Genomic DNA, 16,503 nt, shown 5'->3' on the forward strand with positions numbered 1-16,503 from the left:
GCACTATGGACGCCATCCCAGCACGCCCCTACGACCCCTTGGCTGCCGTCCGTTCACCCGCCGAACCCGGATTCGACCTCTTGCTGGCCGGGACCGTGTTCCAGGACATCATCTTCACCGGCCTGCCCCACGGGCCCGAACCCGGCACGGAAATCTGGAGCGACGGCATGGGCAGCTGCCCCGGCGGCGTGGCCAACCAGGCCATTGCCGCTGCCAGGCTTGGGCTGCGCACCGGGCTGGCAGCTGCTTTCGGCGACGACGGGTACGGGGACTTCAACTGGAAGATCCTTTCCGGCCAGGAACACGTGGACCTCAGCCTTTCCCGACGCGTCCCGGGCTGGCACTCCCCGGTGACCGTGTCCCTCTGCGTGGACCAGGACCGCTCCCTGGTGACCCACGGGCACTCCGCACCGGTGACAAATTCCGAGCTGATCGGAGACCCGCCCAAGGCCCTCGCCGGAATCGCTGAGGTGGGCCTGGAAGTGGAGCCGTGGGCCCACGCAGCCCACGCCGGCGGGGTAAAGCTGTTCGGCGATGTTGGATGGGACCCCAGCGGGGAATGGGCGCCCGTCAGGCTCGACAACCTGCAGTACTTCTACGCCTTCCTGCCCAACCAGCGCGAGGCCATGGCGTTCACGGGCAAGGACAATCCGTGGAGCGCCTTGTACGCGCTGGCGGACCACGTTCCGGTGGCTGTCGTAACCCTGGGCCCGCAGGGCGCCATGGCCGTGGACTCGGAAACGGGCGAGGAAGAATGGGTCCCGTCGCTTCCGGTCAAGGCGCACGACCCCACCGGAGCCGGCGACTGCTTCGATGCAGCCTTCATCGTGGGCACCCTGGCCGGGTGGCCGCTGGGGGACCGGCTGCGCTTTGCCAACCTGTGCGCGTCCATGGCGGTGCAGGAGGTGGGCGGCTCGCTGGCGGCGCCGGGTTGGGGCGACATTGCCGACTGGTGGAGACGCGCCAACGCCCGCCCCGAACGGCAGACGAGCCAGTGGCTGCGGCGCTTCGGGTTCCTCGCTGACATCATCGACGACGTGCCGCTGTCAGCCCAGCGCAGGGCGGCCGCCACCATCGCGCACTTGTCGGATGCTTAGGCGGCGTTGGAGGCCCTGATTATTCGGCGCGAAGTGCCCGCACTAGAATCACTTAGGTGACCTACCCCGCAACAACCGGTGAATTCAGCGCTGCCTCCGGGCCGGACCCCCGCCACGAGCGGTCGGCCGTGATCGACCTGGACGCCATCCGGCACAACGTCCGCCGGCTTGCCGCCGCTGCCTCCCCCGCGAAAGTCATGGCCGTCGTCAAGGCGGATGCATACGGGCACGGCGCCTTCCCCGTGGCCCGCGCAGCCCTGCAGGCCGGCGCGGCCTGGCTCGGCGTGGCCCACATTTCCGAGGCCCTGGCGCTGCGCGCCGCCGGCATCGACGCGCCGCTTCTCGCCTGGCTGCACACCACGGACAGCAACTTCGGTGCCGCGGTGGCCGCCGGCGTCGACATTGGCTGCTCAGGGTGGGAGCTGGAACGCATCGTGGCCGCGGCCCGTGAGCAGGAGCGGCCGGCACGGGTGCATCTCAAGGTGGACACCGGGCTGGGACGGAACGGAGCCACCCCCGAGTCCTGGGACCGCCTGGTGGGGGAGGCCGTGGAATACCAGGACCAGGGCCTGCTGCGCGTAGTTGGCATCTTCTCCCACCTGGCCGTGGCCGACGAACCGGAGCGGCCCGAAACGGACCAGCAGGTGGCCGCGTTCCGGGAGGCGCTGGCCATTGCCGAGGACGCGGGCGTGGATCCCGAGGTCCGTCACCTTGCCAACACTCCCGCCACCCTGTCCCGCCCGGACACCCACTTCGACCTGGTCAGGGTTGGCCTGGGCATCTATGGGCTGTCGCCGTTTGACGGGCAGACTTCAGCAGAACTGGGACTCCGGCCCGCCATGACGCTGCGCACCCTCGTGTCGCAGTGCAAGGACGTGCCCGAGGGGCAGGGTGTCTCCTACGGGCTGCATTACCGCACCAGGACGGCGAGCACGCTGGCCCTGATTCCGGTGGGCTATGCCGACGGCGTCCCCCGGGTCGCCACCGGTGGACCCGTCCGCGTCGCAGGGAAGACCTATCCCGTGGTGGGCCGGATCGCGATGGACCAGATGGTGATCGACCTTGGGCCCGAGGCATCCGGAACTGACCTGCAGGGCGCGGAAGCGGAACTGTTCGGGGACGGCGCCGACGGCGGGCCCACCGCGGAGGACTGGGCACGCGCCGCGGGGACCATCAACTATGAAATCGTGACCCGCATCAGCCCCCGTGTTCCGCGCCGCTTCATCAACGAGGACCAGCCGGCGGGCACCGGCCACGCGGGTAACGGCCACGGCCTGGTGGGCGCGCCCGGCTCGGCGGGGGCCGCATGAGCGCGGCCGGACAGTTGGCTGCCAACTGGGAAAAGACGTTCACGGCGACGACGGCGGAACAGACGCACGCGTTCGGCGCACGTTTGGCGGAGGTGCTGCGGGCCGGGGACCTGCTGGTGCTTTCCGGTGAGCTGGGTGCCGGGAAAACCACCTTCACCCAGGGACTGGGCGAGGGGCTGGGTGTCCGCGCAGGCATCATCTCACCCACCTTTGTGCTGGTCCGGATCCACCCGAACCTGCCGGATGGTCCGCGTCCCGGCGGCCCCGACCTTGTGCACGTGGACGCCTACCGGCTGGGTTCCGCAGCGGAGATCGACGACATCGACCTTGAAAACACCATGGACTCGTCCGTGACCGTGGTGGAGTGGGGACAGGACCGGGTGGAGCACCTCAGCGAGAGCCGGCTGGAGATCGACCTCCTGCGTGCCATCGGGCTGGATGCCGCCGGCAGTGGAGGTGGAAGCTTGGACTTCGACGGCGAAGACACCGACGAGCCCCGCACCATCGTGATGCGCGGCTACGGGCCGCGCTGGGCAACTGCCCCCGAGCTGGGTGCCCCGGAACTGGGCGGGCCGGAGCTGGGTGGACCGGAAGGAAACGCCCCATGCTGATCCTCGCGATTGACACTTCCGCGGTGGCCAGCGCCGCGCTGGTGTCCGATGCAGCCCCCGAAGGCGTGGTGGCCAGCTTCTCCACGGAGGACACCCGCAGCCACGCCGAGGTGCTCGCTCCCGGCATCCACACCCTGCTGTCCGAAGCCGGCGTCACCGGGCAGGACATCGATGCGCTGGTGGTGGGCGTAGGCCCCGGCCCCTTCACCGGGCTGCGCTCGGGCATTGCCACCGCCCGGACGCTGGCGTTCGTCTGGGGCAAGCCGCTGCACGGCCTGATGAGCCTGGACGCGGTGGCCCTGGAGGTAGCCGAATCCACCGCCGCCGTCCCGGAGTTCCTGGTGGCCACCGACGCCCGCCGGAAAGAGGTCTACTGGGCGCGCTACAGCCTGGGTGACGGGCAGCTGCCGCTGCTGGAGGACGGCCCCCATGTTGGTTTCGCCGCCGACCTGCCGGACCTGCCCGCCTTCGGCGCGGGCGCAGGTCTCTACGCCGACGTCCTCCAAGCCGATCCCGAGTTCGCGGGGGAGCAGCCCGACGCCCTGTATCTTGGCCAGTTTGCCCTGGCGCGGCTGGCTGCCGGGGAGGCCCTGCTGGACACCACACCCCTGTACCTGCGCGAATCAGATGCCCAGGTACCCGGACCACGGAAGCGTGCACTGTGAGTACCACCCCGGAACCCCACATGGCAGGCGTCACCGTCCGCGACATGACCCTGGGCGATGTACCCGCCGTCGGCGCCCTGGAACACAAGCTCTTCCCCATCGACGCCTGGCCCGTGCAGATGTTCCTGGATGAACTCTCCCAGCCGGAAACCCGCCGCTACCTTGTGGCGGAGACCACCGACGGCATCGTGGGCTACGCCGGGCTGATGTGCATCGAGCCCATCGCCGACATCCAGACCATCGCCGTCGTTCCTGATTACGAGGGGCGGGGCATCGGCAGCAGGCTGCTCACCCAACTCATCGCCGAGGCCAGGCACCGCGGTGCCGCCGATGTCCTGCTCGAGGTCCGCGCCGACAACCCGCGGGCCCAGCAGCTGTACGTGCGGTTCGGCTTCGAACAGATCCACATCCGCCCCCGCTACTACCGCGACGGCGTGGATGCGCTCATCATGCGGCTCCAGCTGGCCGCACCGGAAACTGATGGCCACCAAGCAACGGAAGCAGGCCGGCAATGAACCGCTCACAGCCCCTGGTGCTGGGGATCGAATCATCCTGCGACGAAACCGGCGTGGGCATCGTCCGCGGCACCACCCTCCTGACCAACACCGTCTCCTCCTCCATGGACGAGCACGTCCGCTTTGGCGGCGTCATCCCCGAGATCGCCTCGCGCGCCCACTTGGACGCGTTCGTCCCCACGCTCGATCAGGCGCTGGCAGACGCAGGCGTGAGCCTTGACGAGGTGGACGCCATCGCCGTCACATCCGGGCCCGGGCTGGCCGGCGCACTCATGGTGGGTGTCTGCGCTGCCAAGGCGCTGGCCGTCGCCACCGGGAAGCCGCTGTACGCGATCAACCACCTGGTGGCGCACGTGGGCGTGGGGCTGCTGGATGACCGCGCCAACGGCCGGAAGCAGGAGCTGCCGGAGAACCTGGGCGCCCTGCTGGTGTCCGGCGGCCACACCGAAATCCTGCGGATCAGGACCATCACCAGCGACGTGGAGCTCCTGGGCTCCACCATCGACGACGCCGCCGGCGAGGCCTACGACAAAGTGGCACGCATCCTGGGTCTTGGCTACCCGGGCGGCCCTGCGATCGACAAGGTGGCCCGCGGCGGCAATCCCAAGGCCATCCGCTTTCCCCGCGGCCTCACCCAGCCCAAGTACATGGGCACGGCGGATGAGCCGGGGCCGCACCGGTATGACTGGTCCTTCAGCGGCCTCAAGACGGCAGTGGCCCGGTGCGTGGAGCAGTTCGAGGCCCGCGGCGAAGAGATCCCCGTGGCTGACATCGCGGCCGCCTTCCAGGAGGCCGTGGTGGACGTGATTTCGTCCAAGGCGGTGCTGGCCTGCCGCGAGTACGGCATCAAGGATGTCCTGCTGGGTGGGGGAGTGGCGGCCAACTCGCGGCTGCGGGAACTGACCGGGCAGCGGTGCGCGTCCGCCGGCATCCGGCTGCACGTGCCGCCCCTGGACCTCTGCACGGACAACGGCGCCATGGTGGCCGCCCTCGGCGCACAGCTGGTGATGGCCGGCGTCGAACCCAGTGGAATCGCCTTCGCCCCGGACTCGTCAATGCCCGTTACATCGGTGTCGCTGCCGGCCTGACGGCAGAGCGCCGGGGGAAAGCGAACCGTCGCGGGGCACTTTGGCGGGCTCCGCCGTCGTACATCACGATGGCGGCCGGCGTGTCCGTGCCGAAGTGCCCTACTTCGGCAGGAGCACGTTACGCGGTGGGGCCGTTCCGCATCTGCTTGACCAGGTCCAGCACCACGGCCTGGAGGTTCCCGCCATTTTCCTCGGCCACGCGGCGCTGTCGCTGGTACCCGGCGCCGCGGCGGATGATCTTCTCGACGTCGGCAAGCTCGTCGGCGCAGCGCAGCTTGGCCGCCACCGGCTCCAGCCGGTTCAGCGTCTCCAGCAGGTGCTCGGTGACCAGCTGTTCCCGCCCTGCGGCGTCCAGGATGATGATGGCGTCCAGGCCGTACCGGGCGGCGCGCCACTTGTTCTCCTGCACGTGCCAGGGCGGCATGGTGGGAATGGTGCCGCCGTTGTCCAGGGTGGTGGAGAACTCGTCCACCAGGCATTGGGTGAGGGCCGCAATGGCACCCACTTCCTCCAACGTGGCCAGGCCGTCGCAGATGCGCATCTCGATGGTGCCAAGCGCCGGCACGGGCCGGATGTCCCAGCGGATCTCAGAGATGGTGTCGATCACGCCGGTGGTGAACATGTCCTGCACGTAGGACTCGTATTCCTCCCAGGATTTGAACTGGAAGGGCAGGCCGGCGGTGGGAAGCTGCTGGAACATCAGGGCCCGCTGGGAGGCGTAGCCGGTATCCTCGCCGCCCCAGAAGGGGCTGGATGCGGAGAGCGCCTGGAAGTGCGGGAAGTAGTTGACCAGGCCATCCAGGACGGGGAGTGCCTTGTCCCGGCGGTCCAGTCCTACGTGCACGTGAACGCCGTAAATGACCATCTGCCGGCCCCACCACTGGGTGCGGTCGATGAGTTTGGCGTAGCGGGCCTTGTCCGTCACGGGCTGCAGCTGCGGCGGGCTGAACGGGTGGCTGCCGGCGCAGAAGAGTTCCACGCCCATGGGATCGGTGATTTCGCGGACGGCGGCAACGGACCGGCTGAGGTCTTCCTTGGCCTCGGCAGCTGTTTCGCAGATGCCGGTGACCAGTTCCACGGTGTTCAGCAGCAGTTCCTGCTTGATGTGCGGATGTTCGTCGTCTTCGTTGAGTTCCGGGTGGCGGGAAGCAACTCCGCGGAGCACCTGGTTGGCCACGGATGCGAGCTCGCCCGTCTTTCCGTCCACCAGGGCAAGCTCCCACTCAACACCGAGGGTTGACTGCCTCGATGGGGCGAAGTCGATCTTCACACGTTTCCTCACTGTCCGGTTTGCCGCTGGCTGATGCCGCTCACAGGCTGCTGCCGGCAGGCGAACGGGTGGTTCAAGTCTAGTGCAGGGGTAGCATCGTATTGATGGCCCCGTTCCCCACGCGTCACAGACCTGCCAAAACCACTCCCGCCAAATCCTTCCCGCTCCTCCTGGCCCTGTCGGCCCTGGCGCTGGCCTCCTGCACAGCCTCCCCAACCGCAGCCCCGCCGTCGTCGTCCTCCGGGCCCACCGGGGCCCCTTCGGCATCGGCAAGTACGACGACGGCGCCTCCCACCGCTTCTGCCTCACCTGACGCAGGCTCCAGCCCCCTGGGGTGGGGCCCGGAGCAGCGCGACCAGGACGCCGCCGTCGCGGCCGTGGCAGCCATGACTCCGGAGGAGAAGGCCGGGCAGGTTCTGCTCCCGTTCTTCAAGGGCAACCAGGTGGAGGCGCACGCCGCGCTCATCCAGCGGCTGCACCTGGCCGGATCCATCATCATGGGCGACAACGTGCCACGCGATCAGCAGGGGAACGTGGACGTTGCCGCCATGGGCGCGGTGAACCAGCGGCTGCAGCAGGCTGTCGCCGCCGGCGGCCGGCGGTGGCCCGGGATCATCGGCGTGGACCAGGAAGGGGGCGCCGTGGCACGCCTGGGGCAGCCCCTGACTGAATGGCCCACGCCCATGAGCTACGGAGCGGCCGGCAACCCGGCCCTGACCCGGGAAGCAGGAAAGGGCCTCGCCGGCGAGCTGGTGCCGCTGGGATTCGACCTCGACTTCGCGCCGGATACCGACGTGACCATCGGGCCCAGCGACCCCACCATCGGCGCGCGCTCCATGTCCGCGGATCCTGCCGCCGCCGCAGCCCACGGGGTCGCCTTCGCCCAGGGCATGCTGGACGCCGGCGTGCTTCCCACCGTCAAGCACTTTCCCGGCCACGGCTCGGTGACCGCGGACTCCCACCTCAGCCTCCCGGTCCAGCCGGCCGGCATCGACCAGCTCCGGGCCCGGGACTGGAAACCCTTCCAGGCGGCCGTGGCCGCGGGCCTGCCGGTCGTCATGACGGGCCACATCGCTGTGCCTGCGCTGGAGCCCGGTGTGCCGGCGTCGCTCTCCGCACCGAGCTACGCCGCGATGAGGGAGCTCGGATTCAAAGGTGTAGCCGTGACGGACGCCCTCAACATGGGAGCCGTGGACAAGCAGTACCCCGCCGGCGCAGCAGCCGTAAAGGCTTTGGGAGCCGGCGCCGACCTGTTGCTGATGCCCGCGGACGTGGAACAGGCGCACGCCGCCATCCTCCAGGCCCTGGCCGCCGGCACGCTTCCCGCCTCCCGGCTGGATGAGGCCGCGCAGCGGGTGGCCACCATGATGATCTGGCATGCCCGGACCACGCCGCCTGCCGGAACAGCCGGCACAGGTGCCCCGGCCGGAAGCGGTGCGGCGTTGTCGGCGCGGGTCTCGGCGTCGGCCGTGACGGTTGTCTCCGGTCCCTGCAGCGGGCCCCTGGTGCCCGGTGCGGTGCGCGTGGCCGGCGGGGGACCGGGGGACCGGGAGAGCTTCGAAGCCGCCGCCGCACGTGCCGGCCTCGCAGTTGGATCAGGACCGCTGGTGAACCTCATCGGCTTCGGCGGGAATCCAGCGGCCGGGGACATTGCCGTGGCCCTGGATGCCCCCTGGCCGCTCCAAAACTCCACGGCTCCGGTGAAGCTGGCGCTGTACGGCCGCACCGACGCCGCCTTTGATGCGCTGGTGGCCGTGCTGGCAGGAAAGGCGCCTGCTCCCGGGAAGCTGCCCGCCGGCGTCGGGCCTTTCCCCGCGGGAACCGGCTGCCCCTGACCTCTGACTCCTGCCCCGGACCGGGGACCCCGCACGATGGCTGGAACGCGTTTAATGGTCTGGTGCCCATTCTGAATAAAGACATGACCCTCTGCATCTCGCTGTCGGCCCGCCCCAGCAACAACGGGACCCGCTTCCACAACCATCTGTACGGGCAGCTGGGCCTGAACTGGATCTACAAGGCGTTCGCGCCCACCAACCTGGAACAGGCCATCGCCGGAGTGCGGGGCCTGGGCATCCGCGGCTGTGCCATCTCCATGCCGTACAAGGAAGACGTCATCGCGCTGGTGGACGAGATGGACCCGTCCGCCAAGGCCATCGACTCCGTGAACACCATCGTGAACACCGACGGCCACCTCAAGGCGTACAACACCGACTACACGGCCATTGAGCAGCTGCTGGCATCCAACGGGGTCCCCACCGACTATTCCGTGCTGGTCCAGGGGGCGGGCGGGATGGCCAAAGCCACCGTCGCCGCGCTCCGGGACGCCGGTTTCAAGGACGTCACCGTCATCGCCCGGAACGAGGCCGCCGGGCGTGCGCTCGCAGGCCAGTACGGTTTCCAGTGGCGTGCAGCGCTCGACGGCGGGACGGCGGACATGATCATCAACGTCACCCCCATCGGCATGGCGGGCGGCGCCGAAGCGGACAGCCTGTCCTTCCCCGCGGAGGCCATCGAGGCCGCACGCGAGGTCTTCGACGTGGTGGCACTGCCCGCCGAGACGCCGCTGATCCGGGCCGCCCGCGCGGCAGGCAAGCACGTCATCACCGGTGCGGAGGTTGCCACCATCCAGGCCCTGGAACAGTTTGTGCTGTACACGGGAGTGCGCCCCACCGCGGAACAGGTCCGGGCAGCCGAGGAGTTCATGCGCGCCCAGTAGGCGTTTACACCGGTTCCACCACGATGGCCACGCGGTCCTCGCCGATGCGAGTCAGGACCAGCGTGGCCGTCCTGGCGGAACCCTTTTTGGCGGCGCCCTTGCCCTGCGGGAGGAGCTGCTTCCGCAGCTCTTCCGGGGTCACCGCTGTGCCGCGCTTCTTGATGTCCAGCACGGTGATCCCCTCCTCCTTCACCCAGGCCTTGAGTGCCTTGACGTTGTAGGGCATGACTTCCAGGACCCTGTAAGCCTTGGCGAACGGGGTGTCCAGAAGTTCCGCGGCACAGATGTAGGCAATGTGTTCATCCACCAGGTGCCCGCCGAGCTGCAGCGCCACGTCGGCAACCAGCCCGGCACGGATCACGGCGCCGTCGGGTTCGTACAGGTAACCCTCCACGGGTCCCACCGGAGCGGCCGGGCCGGCGCCGAATTCCTCTGCGCTGGTCAGCTCGGCGGGCCCCTGGGACCCCAGGACCAGGGCCGCCCGGCGGACCCCGGGCCTGCGCACGGCGTTGAACCAGAGGGTCACCTCGGTCACGTCCCCGGCAACCGAAACCCACTGGGCTTCGCATCCCGTGGGCACGGACTCGTGGGGCATGCCGGGGCCCATCTTCACGCCCACCGCCTTCCCCCCGGCCGCCAGCGACTCCACGAAGGACAACGGCGGTGAGAACGCCTCCGGGTCCCAGATCCGCTTGGTCCCCGACGTGGAAGTGACGCGGCGTGCCGGATCCAGCCAGACGCCGTCGATCCCCTCCAGCGGGACCGATGCCGCGTCCGCGTGGACCACCGTGGCATTGGGGAAGGGGATGAGGTTCATGGTGGCGCAGGCGGCGGTGGTTTCATCCATCTCCACGGCGGTGACGGTGATGTCCAGGGAAGCCAGGGCCATGGCGTCGGCACCAAGACCGCAGCCCAGGTCCGCCACGTGCCGGATCCCGGCTGCGGCGAACCGCTGCGCGTGGTGTGCGGCGACGTTCAGCCGGGTGGCCTGCTCAAGGCCTGCCTGGGTGAAAAGCATCTGGCGGGCGAACTCACCAAACTTCGCCTCGGCCCTGGTCCGCAGCCTGGACTGCGTCAGGACGGCGGATACAAGTTCGCCCGGGTGGCCGGCTTTCCGGAGCGCCGAATTGAGCTCAAACGCGTCCTCTTCGCGGTAGGGGCCCAGCGATGCCAGCAACTCCCAGCCTTCGGGGGTCAACAGGGGTGCGATCTGGTCCTGGGGAGCGTGGGGCATGGTTTCCAGCCTAGTGGAGGACGGCTGCCGGGATGCGGATACTGTTGAAACCATGGATGACAGCGCAGCCCCAGGGGAGACCGGCGAACATCGACCCAGGGACCGCGGTGTGGCTAGGTTTGCCCGTCCAGCCCTGATCGCCGCGGCCGTGGTGGCCGTGGTGTGCATCGCCCTGTTGGTGATCATTTTCCTGCTGGACACGTTCAACGCCACCGTTTATTCGGTGGGCGGCAACGACATCCACGACAACACGCAGGAGGCGCGGGACATCCGCGGGTTGTACGACGGCGCACGGGCCGGGAGCATTTTCTTCCTCGTTGTTGCCGTACTCACCGCAGCCGGGGCCGGTTGGGTGCTCTACCGGAAACGTCAGCAGGGAGGCGGCGAGGCCGACGGTGGCGAGGACGTGGACTTCGACGACCTGGGCCGTTAGGGAAGCATGTTTGCCGGCCGGATCCGCCGTCGGCCGGAGCCCGAAAGGCTTACGCCGATGACGAAACGTTGGCACTCACCTTGACCGAGTGCTAACCCTTACATAGAGTCTTCATTAGCACTCTCCCTAGGAGGGTGCTAACACATGAAGAGCTGCCAGCCAGGCTGCTGCCGGCACCGCGACGACGGTTTGCCAGCCACGGCGGAAAGCTTTCCAGTCCACGAATTTTGCTGACGAAAAGGAGAGGTCCGAGTGTCGGTCTCTATTAAGCCTCTTGAGGATCGTATTGTTGTCCGCCCGCTCGAAGCCGAGCAGACCACGGCTTCAGGCCTGGTCATCCCGGACTCCGCCCAAGAGAAGCCGCAGGAAGGCGAAGTTGTTGCAGTAGGCCCCGGCCGCTTCGAAGACGGCCAGCGGGTTCCGGTTGACGTTGCCGTTGGCGACGTCGTCATCTACTCCAAGTACGGCGGAACCGAAGTCAAGACCGGCGGCACCGAGTACCTGGTGCTGTCCGCCCGCGACGTCCTGGCTGTCGTCGTCAAGTAACTCTTCCGGATCCCCGTGCCGCCGGCCATGCTCATGCTGGCCGGCAGTGCGGGGTTTCTGTCTTTGAAAGGACAAAACCATGGCAAAGCAGCTTGCGTTTAACGACGCTGCCCGCCGGTCCCTTGAGGCCGGCATCGATAAGCTCGCGAACACCGTCAAGGTGACGCTCGGCCCCCGCGGCCGCAACGTCGTCCTGGACAAGAAGTGGGGCGCCCCCACCATCACGAATGACGGCGTCACCATCGCCCGTGAAGTGGAACTTGACGATCCCTACGAGAACCTTGGCGCGCAGCTGGCCAAGGAAGTAGCCACCAAGACCAACGACGTTGCCGGCGACGGCACCACCACCGCCACGGTCCTGGCCCAGGCCCTGGTCAAGGAAGGCCTGCGCAACGTTGCTGCCGGCGCCGCTCCCGGCCAGATCAAGCGCGGCATCGAAGTTGCGGTTGAAGCCGTGGCTGCCCGCCTGCTCGAAAACGCCCGCCCGGTCGAAGGCACCCAGGTGGCTAACGTTGCCGCCATCTCGGCCCAGAGCGACGAAATCGGCGAACTGCTCGCCGAGGCCTTTGGCAAGGTGGGCAAGGATGGCGTCATCACCATCGAAGAGTCCTCCACCACCCAGACCGAACTGGTCCTCACCGAGGGCATGCAGTTCGACAAGGGCTACCTGTCCCCGTACTTCGTCACCGACGCGGAACGCCAGGAAGCAGTCCTCGAGGACGCCCTTATCCTGATCAACCAGGGCAAGATCTCCTCGATCCAGGAATTCCTGCCGCTGCTGGAAAAGGCACTGCAGGCTTCCAAGCCGCTGTTCATCATCGCCGAGGACGTCGAGGGCGAGGCCCTGTCCACGCTCATCGTCAACCGCATCCGCGGCACCCTGAACGTTGTTGCCGTCAAGGCTCCCGGCTTCGGCGACCGCCGCAAGGCCATGCTGCAGGACATCGCCACCCTCACCGGTGCGCAGGTTGTCTCCCCGGAGCTGGGCCTGAGCCTGGACACCGTTGGCCTGGAGGTGCTGGGTACCGCCCGCCGCATCACCGTCACCAAGGACAACACCACCATCGTCGACGGCGCAGGCTCGGCCGAGGACGTGGCCGCACGCGTTGCCCAGCTGCGCGCCGAGGTTACCCGCACCGATTCCGACTGGGACCGCGAAAAGCTCCAGGAGCGGCTGGCCAAGCTGGCCGGCGGCATCGGCGTCATCAAGGTGGGTGCCGCAACCGAGGTTGAGCTGAAGGAAAAGAAGCACCGCATCGAGGACGCAGTGTCCTCCACCCGCGCTGCCCTCGAAGAAGGCATCGTGGCCGGCGGTGGCTCGGCCCTGATCCACGCCCTCAAGGCACTGGATGAGGATGCCGCCGTCAACGCCCTCGAAGGCGACGCTGCCGCGGCCGTCGGCATTGTCCGCCGCGCACTGGTCCAGCCCCTGCGCTGGATCGCCCAGAACGCCGGCTTCGACGGTTACGTGGTCACCTCCAAGGTTGCCGACCTGGAAATCAACAACGGGTTCAACGCCAAGTCCGGCGAGTACGAGGACCTGATCGCTGCGGGCGTCATCGACCCCGTCAAGGTCACCCGTGCAGCCCTCCGCAACGCGGCCTCCATCGCCGCGCTGGTTCTCACCACCGAGACCCTTGTCGTGGAGAAGCCGGCCGAAGAAGACGAGCACGCAGGCCACAGCCACTGATCCTGCCCGTCTTCACATACAGAAAACCGGTCCAGCACCAGCTGGGCCGGTTTTCTGTGTTCCGGGTGCTACGTAGCCGCCATCTCGGCGGTTTCGACTCCGCCCGCAGGCTCGTAGACCAACGACACGGCTCCCTTGGGGTAGCTGCGTACCGGCTCGGCGAGGCGGAATGTTGAGGGGACCGTCCCGGCGTCGAAGAGCCGCTTGCCCTGCCCCAGGGTGACCGGATACAGCCAGAGATGAAGGCGGTCCAGCACTTGCGCCTCCAGCAGGGACCGGATGAGGACGCCACTGCCGAACATGTGCACCTGCTGGTACTCGTCCCGGAGCCCGCCCGCCGCCGCGGCATCCGGCAGCACGGTGGTGCCGGCCCATACCGGATCGGACAAGGAGCTTGACACCACAAACTTGGGTATCCGGTTGAGCGTGTCCGCGATGTCCCCGGACTGCTGGGGCCAGTAGGCGGCAAAGATGTCGTAGGTCTTCCTGCCAAGGAGCAGGGCATCCATCCGCGCTATTCCAGCCGCAATGGCGGCGCCGGATTCGTCGTCGGAGACGGGTGCCTGCCAGCCGCCAAGGTTGAACCCGCCTTCGCTGTCTTCCTCGCGGCCGCCGGGCGCCTGGTAGACGCCGTCCAGGGTGATGAACAGGTTCGCGACGATGTTGCCCATCCACCAAGTCTGGAACGGGGCTCCGGCCCTGTCCAGTGCCATGGCAGGATGGTGCCATGCTGCTCCTTGAGCTCGTCAACACCGCGGAGGCCGTCACCTCCACCCGCTCCCGGCTGGCCAAGGTGGATGCGCTGGCCCAGCTGCTGGGCCGGCTTGAGCCGGCGGAAATCCCGACGGCGGTGGGCTGGCTGGTTGCCAAGCCCCGCCAGGGACGCGTGGGCGTCGGATGGAGTGCCATGGCGGCGGCCAAGGAGGAACCCGCCGTCGAACCAACCCTCACCCTGGCCGACCTCGACGCTGCCCTGGACCGGCTGCTTGCCACGGCGGGTACCGGATCGGGCGCGGGGCGCGCGGCCACCCTCCGGACGCTGATGGCGGCAGCCACTGCTTCTGAGCAGGCCTTCATTGCAGGTGTCCTGCTTGGCGAGCTGCGTATAGGAGCCCTGGAGGGAGTGCTGACGGATGCCGTTGCCCGCGCTGCCGGGAAGCCCGTTGCCGCCGTACGGCGCGCTGCGATGCTTTCGGGCGACCTGGGCGGAACAGCCCTGCTGGCCATCACGGGCACCGAAGCCGAGCTGGACGCCGTCGGCCTGGTGGTTGGCCGCCCCGTGCAGCCCATGCTGGCGGCCACCGCGGCCAGTCCCAGCGCAGCCCTGGAGGCGACCGGGGAGGCCTCGGTGGAATACAAGCTCGACGGCGCCCGCATCCAGGTGCACCGGTCCGGCGACGACATCAGCATCTACACGCGCAACCTCGCCGACGTCACCCACCGGCTCCCCGAGGTGGTGGACCTGGTTCGCGGGCTGCCGCTGCGGGACGTGATCCTTGACGGTGAAACCCTGGCCCTGGACGAGGAAGGCGGCCCGCGGCCGTTCCAGGAAACCATGGCGCGCTTCGGTGCGGATGCCGCGCGTGAGACGGTGCTGCATCCCTGGTTCTTCGACGTGCTGCATATCGATGGGCGGGACCTGCTTGATGAGCCGCTGTCCGCCCGGATCAGTGAGCTCGAGCGGATCGCGCCGCAGCACCGGATACCGGGGGAGGTCACGGCCGATCCCGCCGTTGCGGAACGGGTGTCACAGGAGGCGCTTGCCGCAGGCCATGAAGGCGTTGTGGTGAAGGCGATCGGTTCCACCTACGCGGCCGGCCGGCGCGGAGCCAACTGGGTGAAGGTCAAGCCGGTGCTGACGTACGACCTGGTGGTGCTCGCCTGCGAATGGGGGTCCGGGCGCCGCACCGGGATGCTGTCCAACCTGCACCTGGGCGCCCTTGACCCCGCTGGGGAGTTCGGAGAACCCGGCGGCTACGTGATGGTGGGCAAGACCTTCAAGGGCCTCACCGACGAACTGCTGCGATGGCAGACGGAGAGGTTCCAGGAGCTTGAGGTGCGGCGCACGGCCGGCACGGTGTGGGTTGAGCCGGTCACGGTGGTGGAAATCGCCATCGACGGCGTGCAGCAGTCACCGCGCTATCCCGGCGGCATCGCCCTGAGGTTTGCCCGGGTCAAGCGCTACCGGGATGACAAGGCTGCGGCCGAAGCAGACACGATCCAGACCCTGCGCGCCCTGCTGCGGCCGTAGCGCACCGTGAATGCGGAGGCTCCTTAGTTGCGGGCCCCGCTCCGCTGGCGCCTCAGGTTCCGTGCCACCCCGTGCGGCACGCGCCTGGAAACCATGCGGTAGAAAAGCAGTACCGCGAGGGCGGCCACCACGATGCCCACGAGGTTGAGCAGCAACTGGAGCGCCGAGCCCGCAGCCTTCTGGTATTCCCCCAGGACCAGGGCCACCGCAACGTACCCTGCCGCCGGAACGGTGGTCACCGAGATGAAGACCCCGATCAGGGCCGCGGAGCGCCGGCCGATGATGGAGAGCATTCCCGCGATGCCGGCCAGGACGGCAACAATCAGCGAATACGGGCCCGGATGGTAGATGAATTCCACCGCGGAACCCTTGTCCAGGGCATCCCGCGGGAAGAGACCGAGGGGCACCGACAGCCACGCCGTCAGTGCCGCCAGCAGCATGGCCACGGGGAACCCGATACCCAGGGCAATGGCAGCACGGCGGCCAAGCTTCCACTGCCGGGTGGCAAGCGAGACGGCGAGGGCGGCCAGCGGTCCGAACTCGGGACCTACCGCCATGGCTCCCACAATCGCGATGGGGGAGTCCGTCACGATGCCGATCCCGGCAAGCTGGGTTGCGAGCACCAGGAAGGCGAGGAAGTTCCATGTCAGGCGGGAGTCCTCTCCGGTTTGCCGCGTCACGTCGTCCCAGATCACTGCGTCCGCACCGTCCCCGGGGGCGGCCCGTTCCGCCCGGTCGGCTTTCTTTGACAGGACTAATTCCGGCGTGGACATGGCAATGGATCCAACGTCCTGGACCTTCAGGATCTCCAGCTTCTCGAGGAGTTCCTCCACTGACTCCCGGGCGATCAGGACCTCGATAACGTCGCCTTCCGGGACCACCGACGCACCCGCAACCAGCGCAACCTCTGCCGCGCCCCGCTGGTCCCGGCACGTCTTCAGCGTCACGGCGGACAGCTCGCCGGGCACGCAAATCCGCAGTTGGACAACCACGCCGTCTCCCTTCGATGATTGGGCCCAGCATAGTCCGAACAGGTGCGTTGATTGGCCGTTGCTGACCGGCTTGGCTAGGCTTGAT

The 16,503-nt window shown here is 68.3% G+C and carries 16 protein-coding genes; 12 read left to right on the forward strand and 4 right to left on the reverse strand.

From position 1 onward, the window contains the following. Window positions 1-5 precede the first annotated feature (5 nt). From AC6JAM_RS15075 to tsaD, 6 genes are read left to right on the forward strand one after another with little or no spacing between them, the layout of a single operon-like run. Entirely contained in the window at window positions 6-1,097 is a 1,092-nt protein-coding gene (locus tag AC6JAM_RS15075) for a PfkB family carbohydrate kinase (RefSeq protein ID WP_134163733.1), read from the forward strand. Window positions 1,098-1,153: 56 nt separating this feature from the next. After that, on the forward strand, window positions 1,154-2,407 hold the full coding sequence (gene alr / locus AC6JAM_RS15080; RefSeq protein ID WP_497935193.1) for an alanine racemase: 1,254 nt from the start codon (window positions 1,154-1,156) through the stop codon (window positions 2,405-2,407). After that, a complete protein-coding gene (tsaE, locus tag AC6JAM_RS15085) occupies window positions 2,404-3,018 on the forward strand; it encodes a tRNA (adenosine(37)-N6)-threonylcarbamoyltransferase complex ATPase subunit type 1 TsaE (RefSeq protein WP_144600007.1) in 615 nt (204 codons plus the stop codon). Before alr ends, tsaE begins: the two co-directional genes overlap by 4 nt. Next, the gene (gene tsaB, locus AC6JAM_RS15090; protein WP_018769196.1) at window positions 3,012-3,683 is read left to right on the forward strand and encodes a tRNA (adenosine(37)-N6)-threonylcarbamoyltransferase complex dimerization subunit type 1 TsaB; all 672 of its coding nucleotides are present in this window, start codon (window positions 3,012-3,014) and stop codon (window positions 3,681-3,683) included. Before tsaE ends, tsaB begins: the two co-directional genes overlap by 7 nt. A 20-nt stretch (window positions 3,684-3,703) precedes the next feature. Beyond that, window positions 3,704-4,198, forward strand: coding sequence for a ribosomal protein S18-alanine N-acetyltransferase (rimI, locus tag AC6JAM_RS15095; protein ID WP_056394254.1), 495 nt, complete (start codon window positions 3,704-3,706; stop codon window positions 4,196-4,198). After that, window positions 4,195-5,286 carry a tRNA (adenosine(37)-N6)-threonylcarbamoyltransferase complex transferase subunit TsaD gene (tsaD, locus tag AC6JAM_RS15100; protein WP_018769198.1) on the forward strand — a complete coding sequence of 364 codons (1,092 nt, stop codon included), beginning with the start codon at window positions 4,195-4,197 and terminating at the stop codon, window positions 5,284-5,286. The genes rimI and tsaD overlap by 4 nt, the downstream gene beginning before the upstream one ends. A 118-nt stretch (window positions 5,287-5,404) precedes the next feature. Here the strand turns inward: tsaD and AC6JAM_RS15105 are convergent, their stop codons facing one another. Beyond that, entirely contained in the window at window positions 5,405-6,556 is a 1,152-nt protein-coding gene (locus AC6JAM_RS15105) for a glutamate--cysteine ligase (RefSeq protein WP_497935194.1), read from the reverse strand. A 386-nt stretch (window positions 6,557-6,942) separates the two neighbouring features. Between AC6JAM_RS15105 and AC6JAM_RS15110 the strand changes: the two genes are divergently transcribed. Together AC6JAM_RS15110 and AC6JAM_RS15115 are read left to right on the forward strand one after the other, a co-directional pair. Continuing rightward, window positions 6,943-8,391, forward strand: coding sequence for a glycoside hydrolase family 3 protein (locus tag AC6JAM_RS15110; protein WP_497935967.1), 1,449 nt, complete (start codon window positions 6,943-6,945; stop codon window positions 8,389-8,391). A gap of 62 nt (window positions 8,392-8,453) precedes the next feature. Continuing rightward, the gene (locus AC6JAM_RS15115) at window positions 8,454-9,272 is read left to right on the forward strand and encodes a shikimate 5-dehydrogenase (RefSeq protein WP_497935195.1); all 819 of its coding nucleotides are present in this window, start codon (window positions 8,454-8,456) and stop codon (window positions 9,270-9,272) included. A gap of 4 nt (window positions 9,273-9,276) precedes the next feature. Here AC6JAM_RS15115 and AC6JAM_RS15120 read toward each other — a convergent pair whose 3' ends face one another. Further along, a complete protein-coding gene (locus AC6JAM_RS15120) occupies window positions 9,277-10,506 on the reverse strand; it encodes a THUMP-like domain-containing protein (protein ID WP_495634622.1) in 1,230 nt (409 codons plus the stop codon). Window positions 10,507-10,558: 52 nt separating this feature from the next. Between AC6JAM_RS15120 and AC6JAM_RS15125 the strand changes: the two genes are divergently transcribed. From AC6JAM_RS15125 to groL, 3 genes are all read left to right on the forward strand, one after another. Then, window positions 10,559-10,939 (forward strand): DLW-39 family protein, encoded by a 381-nt coding sequence (locus tag AC6JAM_RS15125; RefSeq protein WP_026265756.1) that lies wholly within the window; start codon window positions 10,559-10,561, stop codon window positions 10,937-10,939. Between the two features lie 252 nt (window positions 10,940-11,191). Continuing rightward, window positions 11,192-11,485, forward strand: coding sequence for a co-chaperone GroES (gene groES, locus AC6JAM_RS15130; protein WP_018769205.1), 294 nt, complete (start codon window positions 11,192-11,194; stop codon window positions 11,483-11,485). A 79-nt stretch (window positions 11,486-11,564) separates the two neighbouring features. Continuing rightward, window positions 11,565-13,175 (forward strand): chaperonin GroEL, encoded by a 1,611-nt coding sequence (gene groL / locus AC6JAM_RS15135; RefSeq protein WP_018769206.1) that lies wholly within the window; start codon window positions 11,565-11,567, stop codon window positions 13,173-13,175. A 68-nt stretch (window positions 13,176-13,243) separates the two neighbouring features. Here groL and AC6JAM_RS15140 read toward each other — a convergent pair whose 3' ends face one another. Continuing rightward, window positions 13,244-13,846 carry a dihydrofolate reductase family protein gene (locus tag AC6JAM_RS15140; protein WP_497935196.1) on the reverse strand — a complete coding sequence of 201 codons (603 nt, stop codon included), beginning with the start codon at window positions 13,844-13,846 and terminating at the stop codon, window positions 13,244-13,246. Window positions 13,847-13,902: 56 nt separating this feature from the next. Here AC6JAM_RS15140 and AC6JAM_RS15145 point away from each other — a divergent pair, with 56 nt between their 5' ends. Beyond that, entirely contained in the window at window positions 13,903-15,426 is a 1,524-nt protein-coding gene (locus AC6JAM_RS15145; RefSeq protein ID WP_497935197.1) for an ATP-dependent DNA ligase, read from the forward strand. A gap of 23 nt (window positions 15,427-15,449) precedes the next feature. Here AC6JAM_RS15145 and AC6JAM_RS15150 read toward each other — a convergent pair whose 3' ends face one another. Continuing rightward, window positions 15,450-16,418 (reverse strand): DUF389 domain-containing protein, encoded by a 969-nt coding sequence (locus AC6JAM_RS15150; RefSeq protein WP_488315842.1) that lies wholly within the window; start codon window positions 16,416-16,418, stop codon window positions 15,450-15,452. Window positions 16,419-16,503 lie beyond the last annotated feature (85 nt).

The organism is Arthrobacter sp. GmRoot5-12 (genome assembly GCF_059739365.1).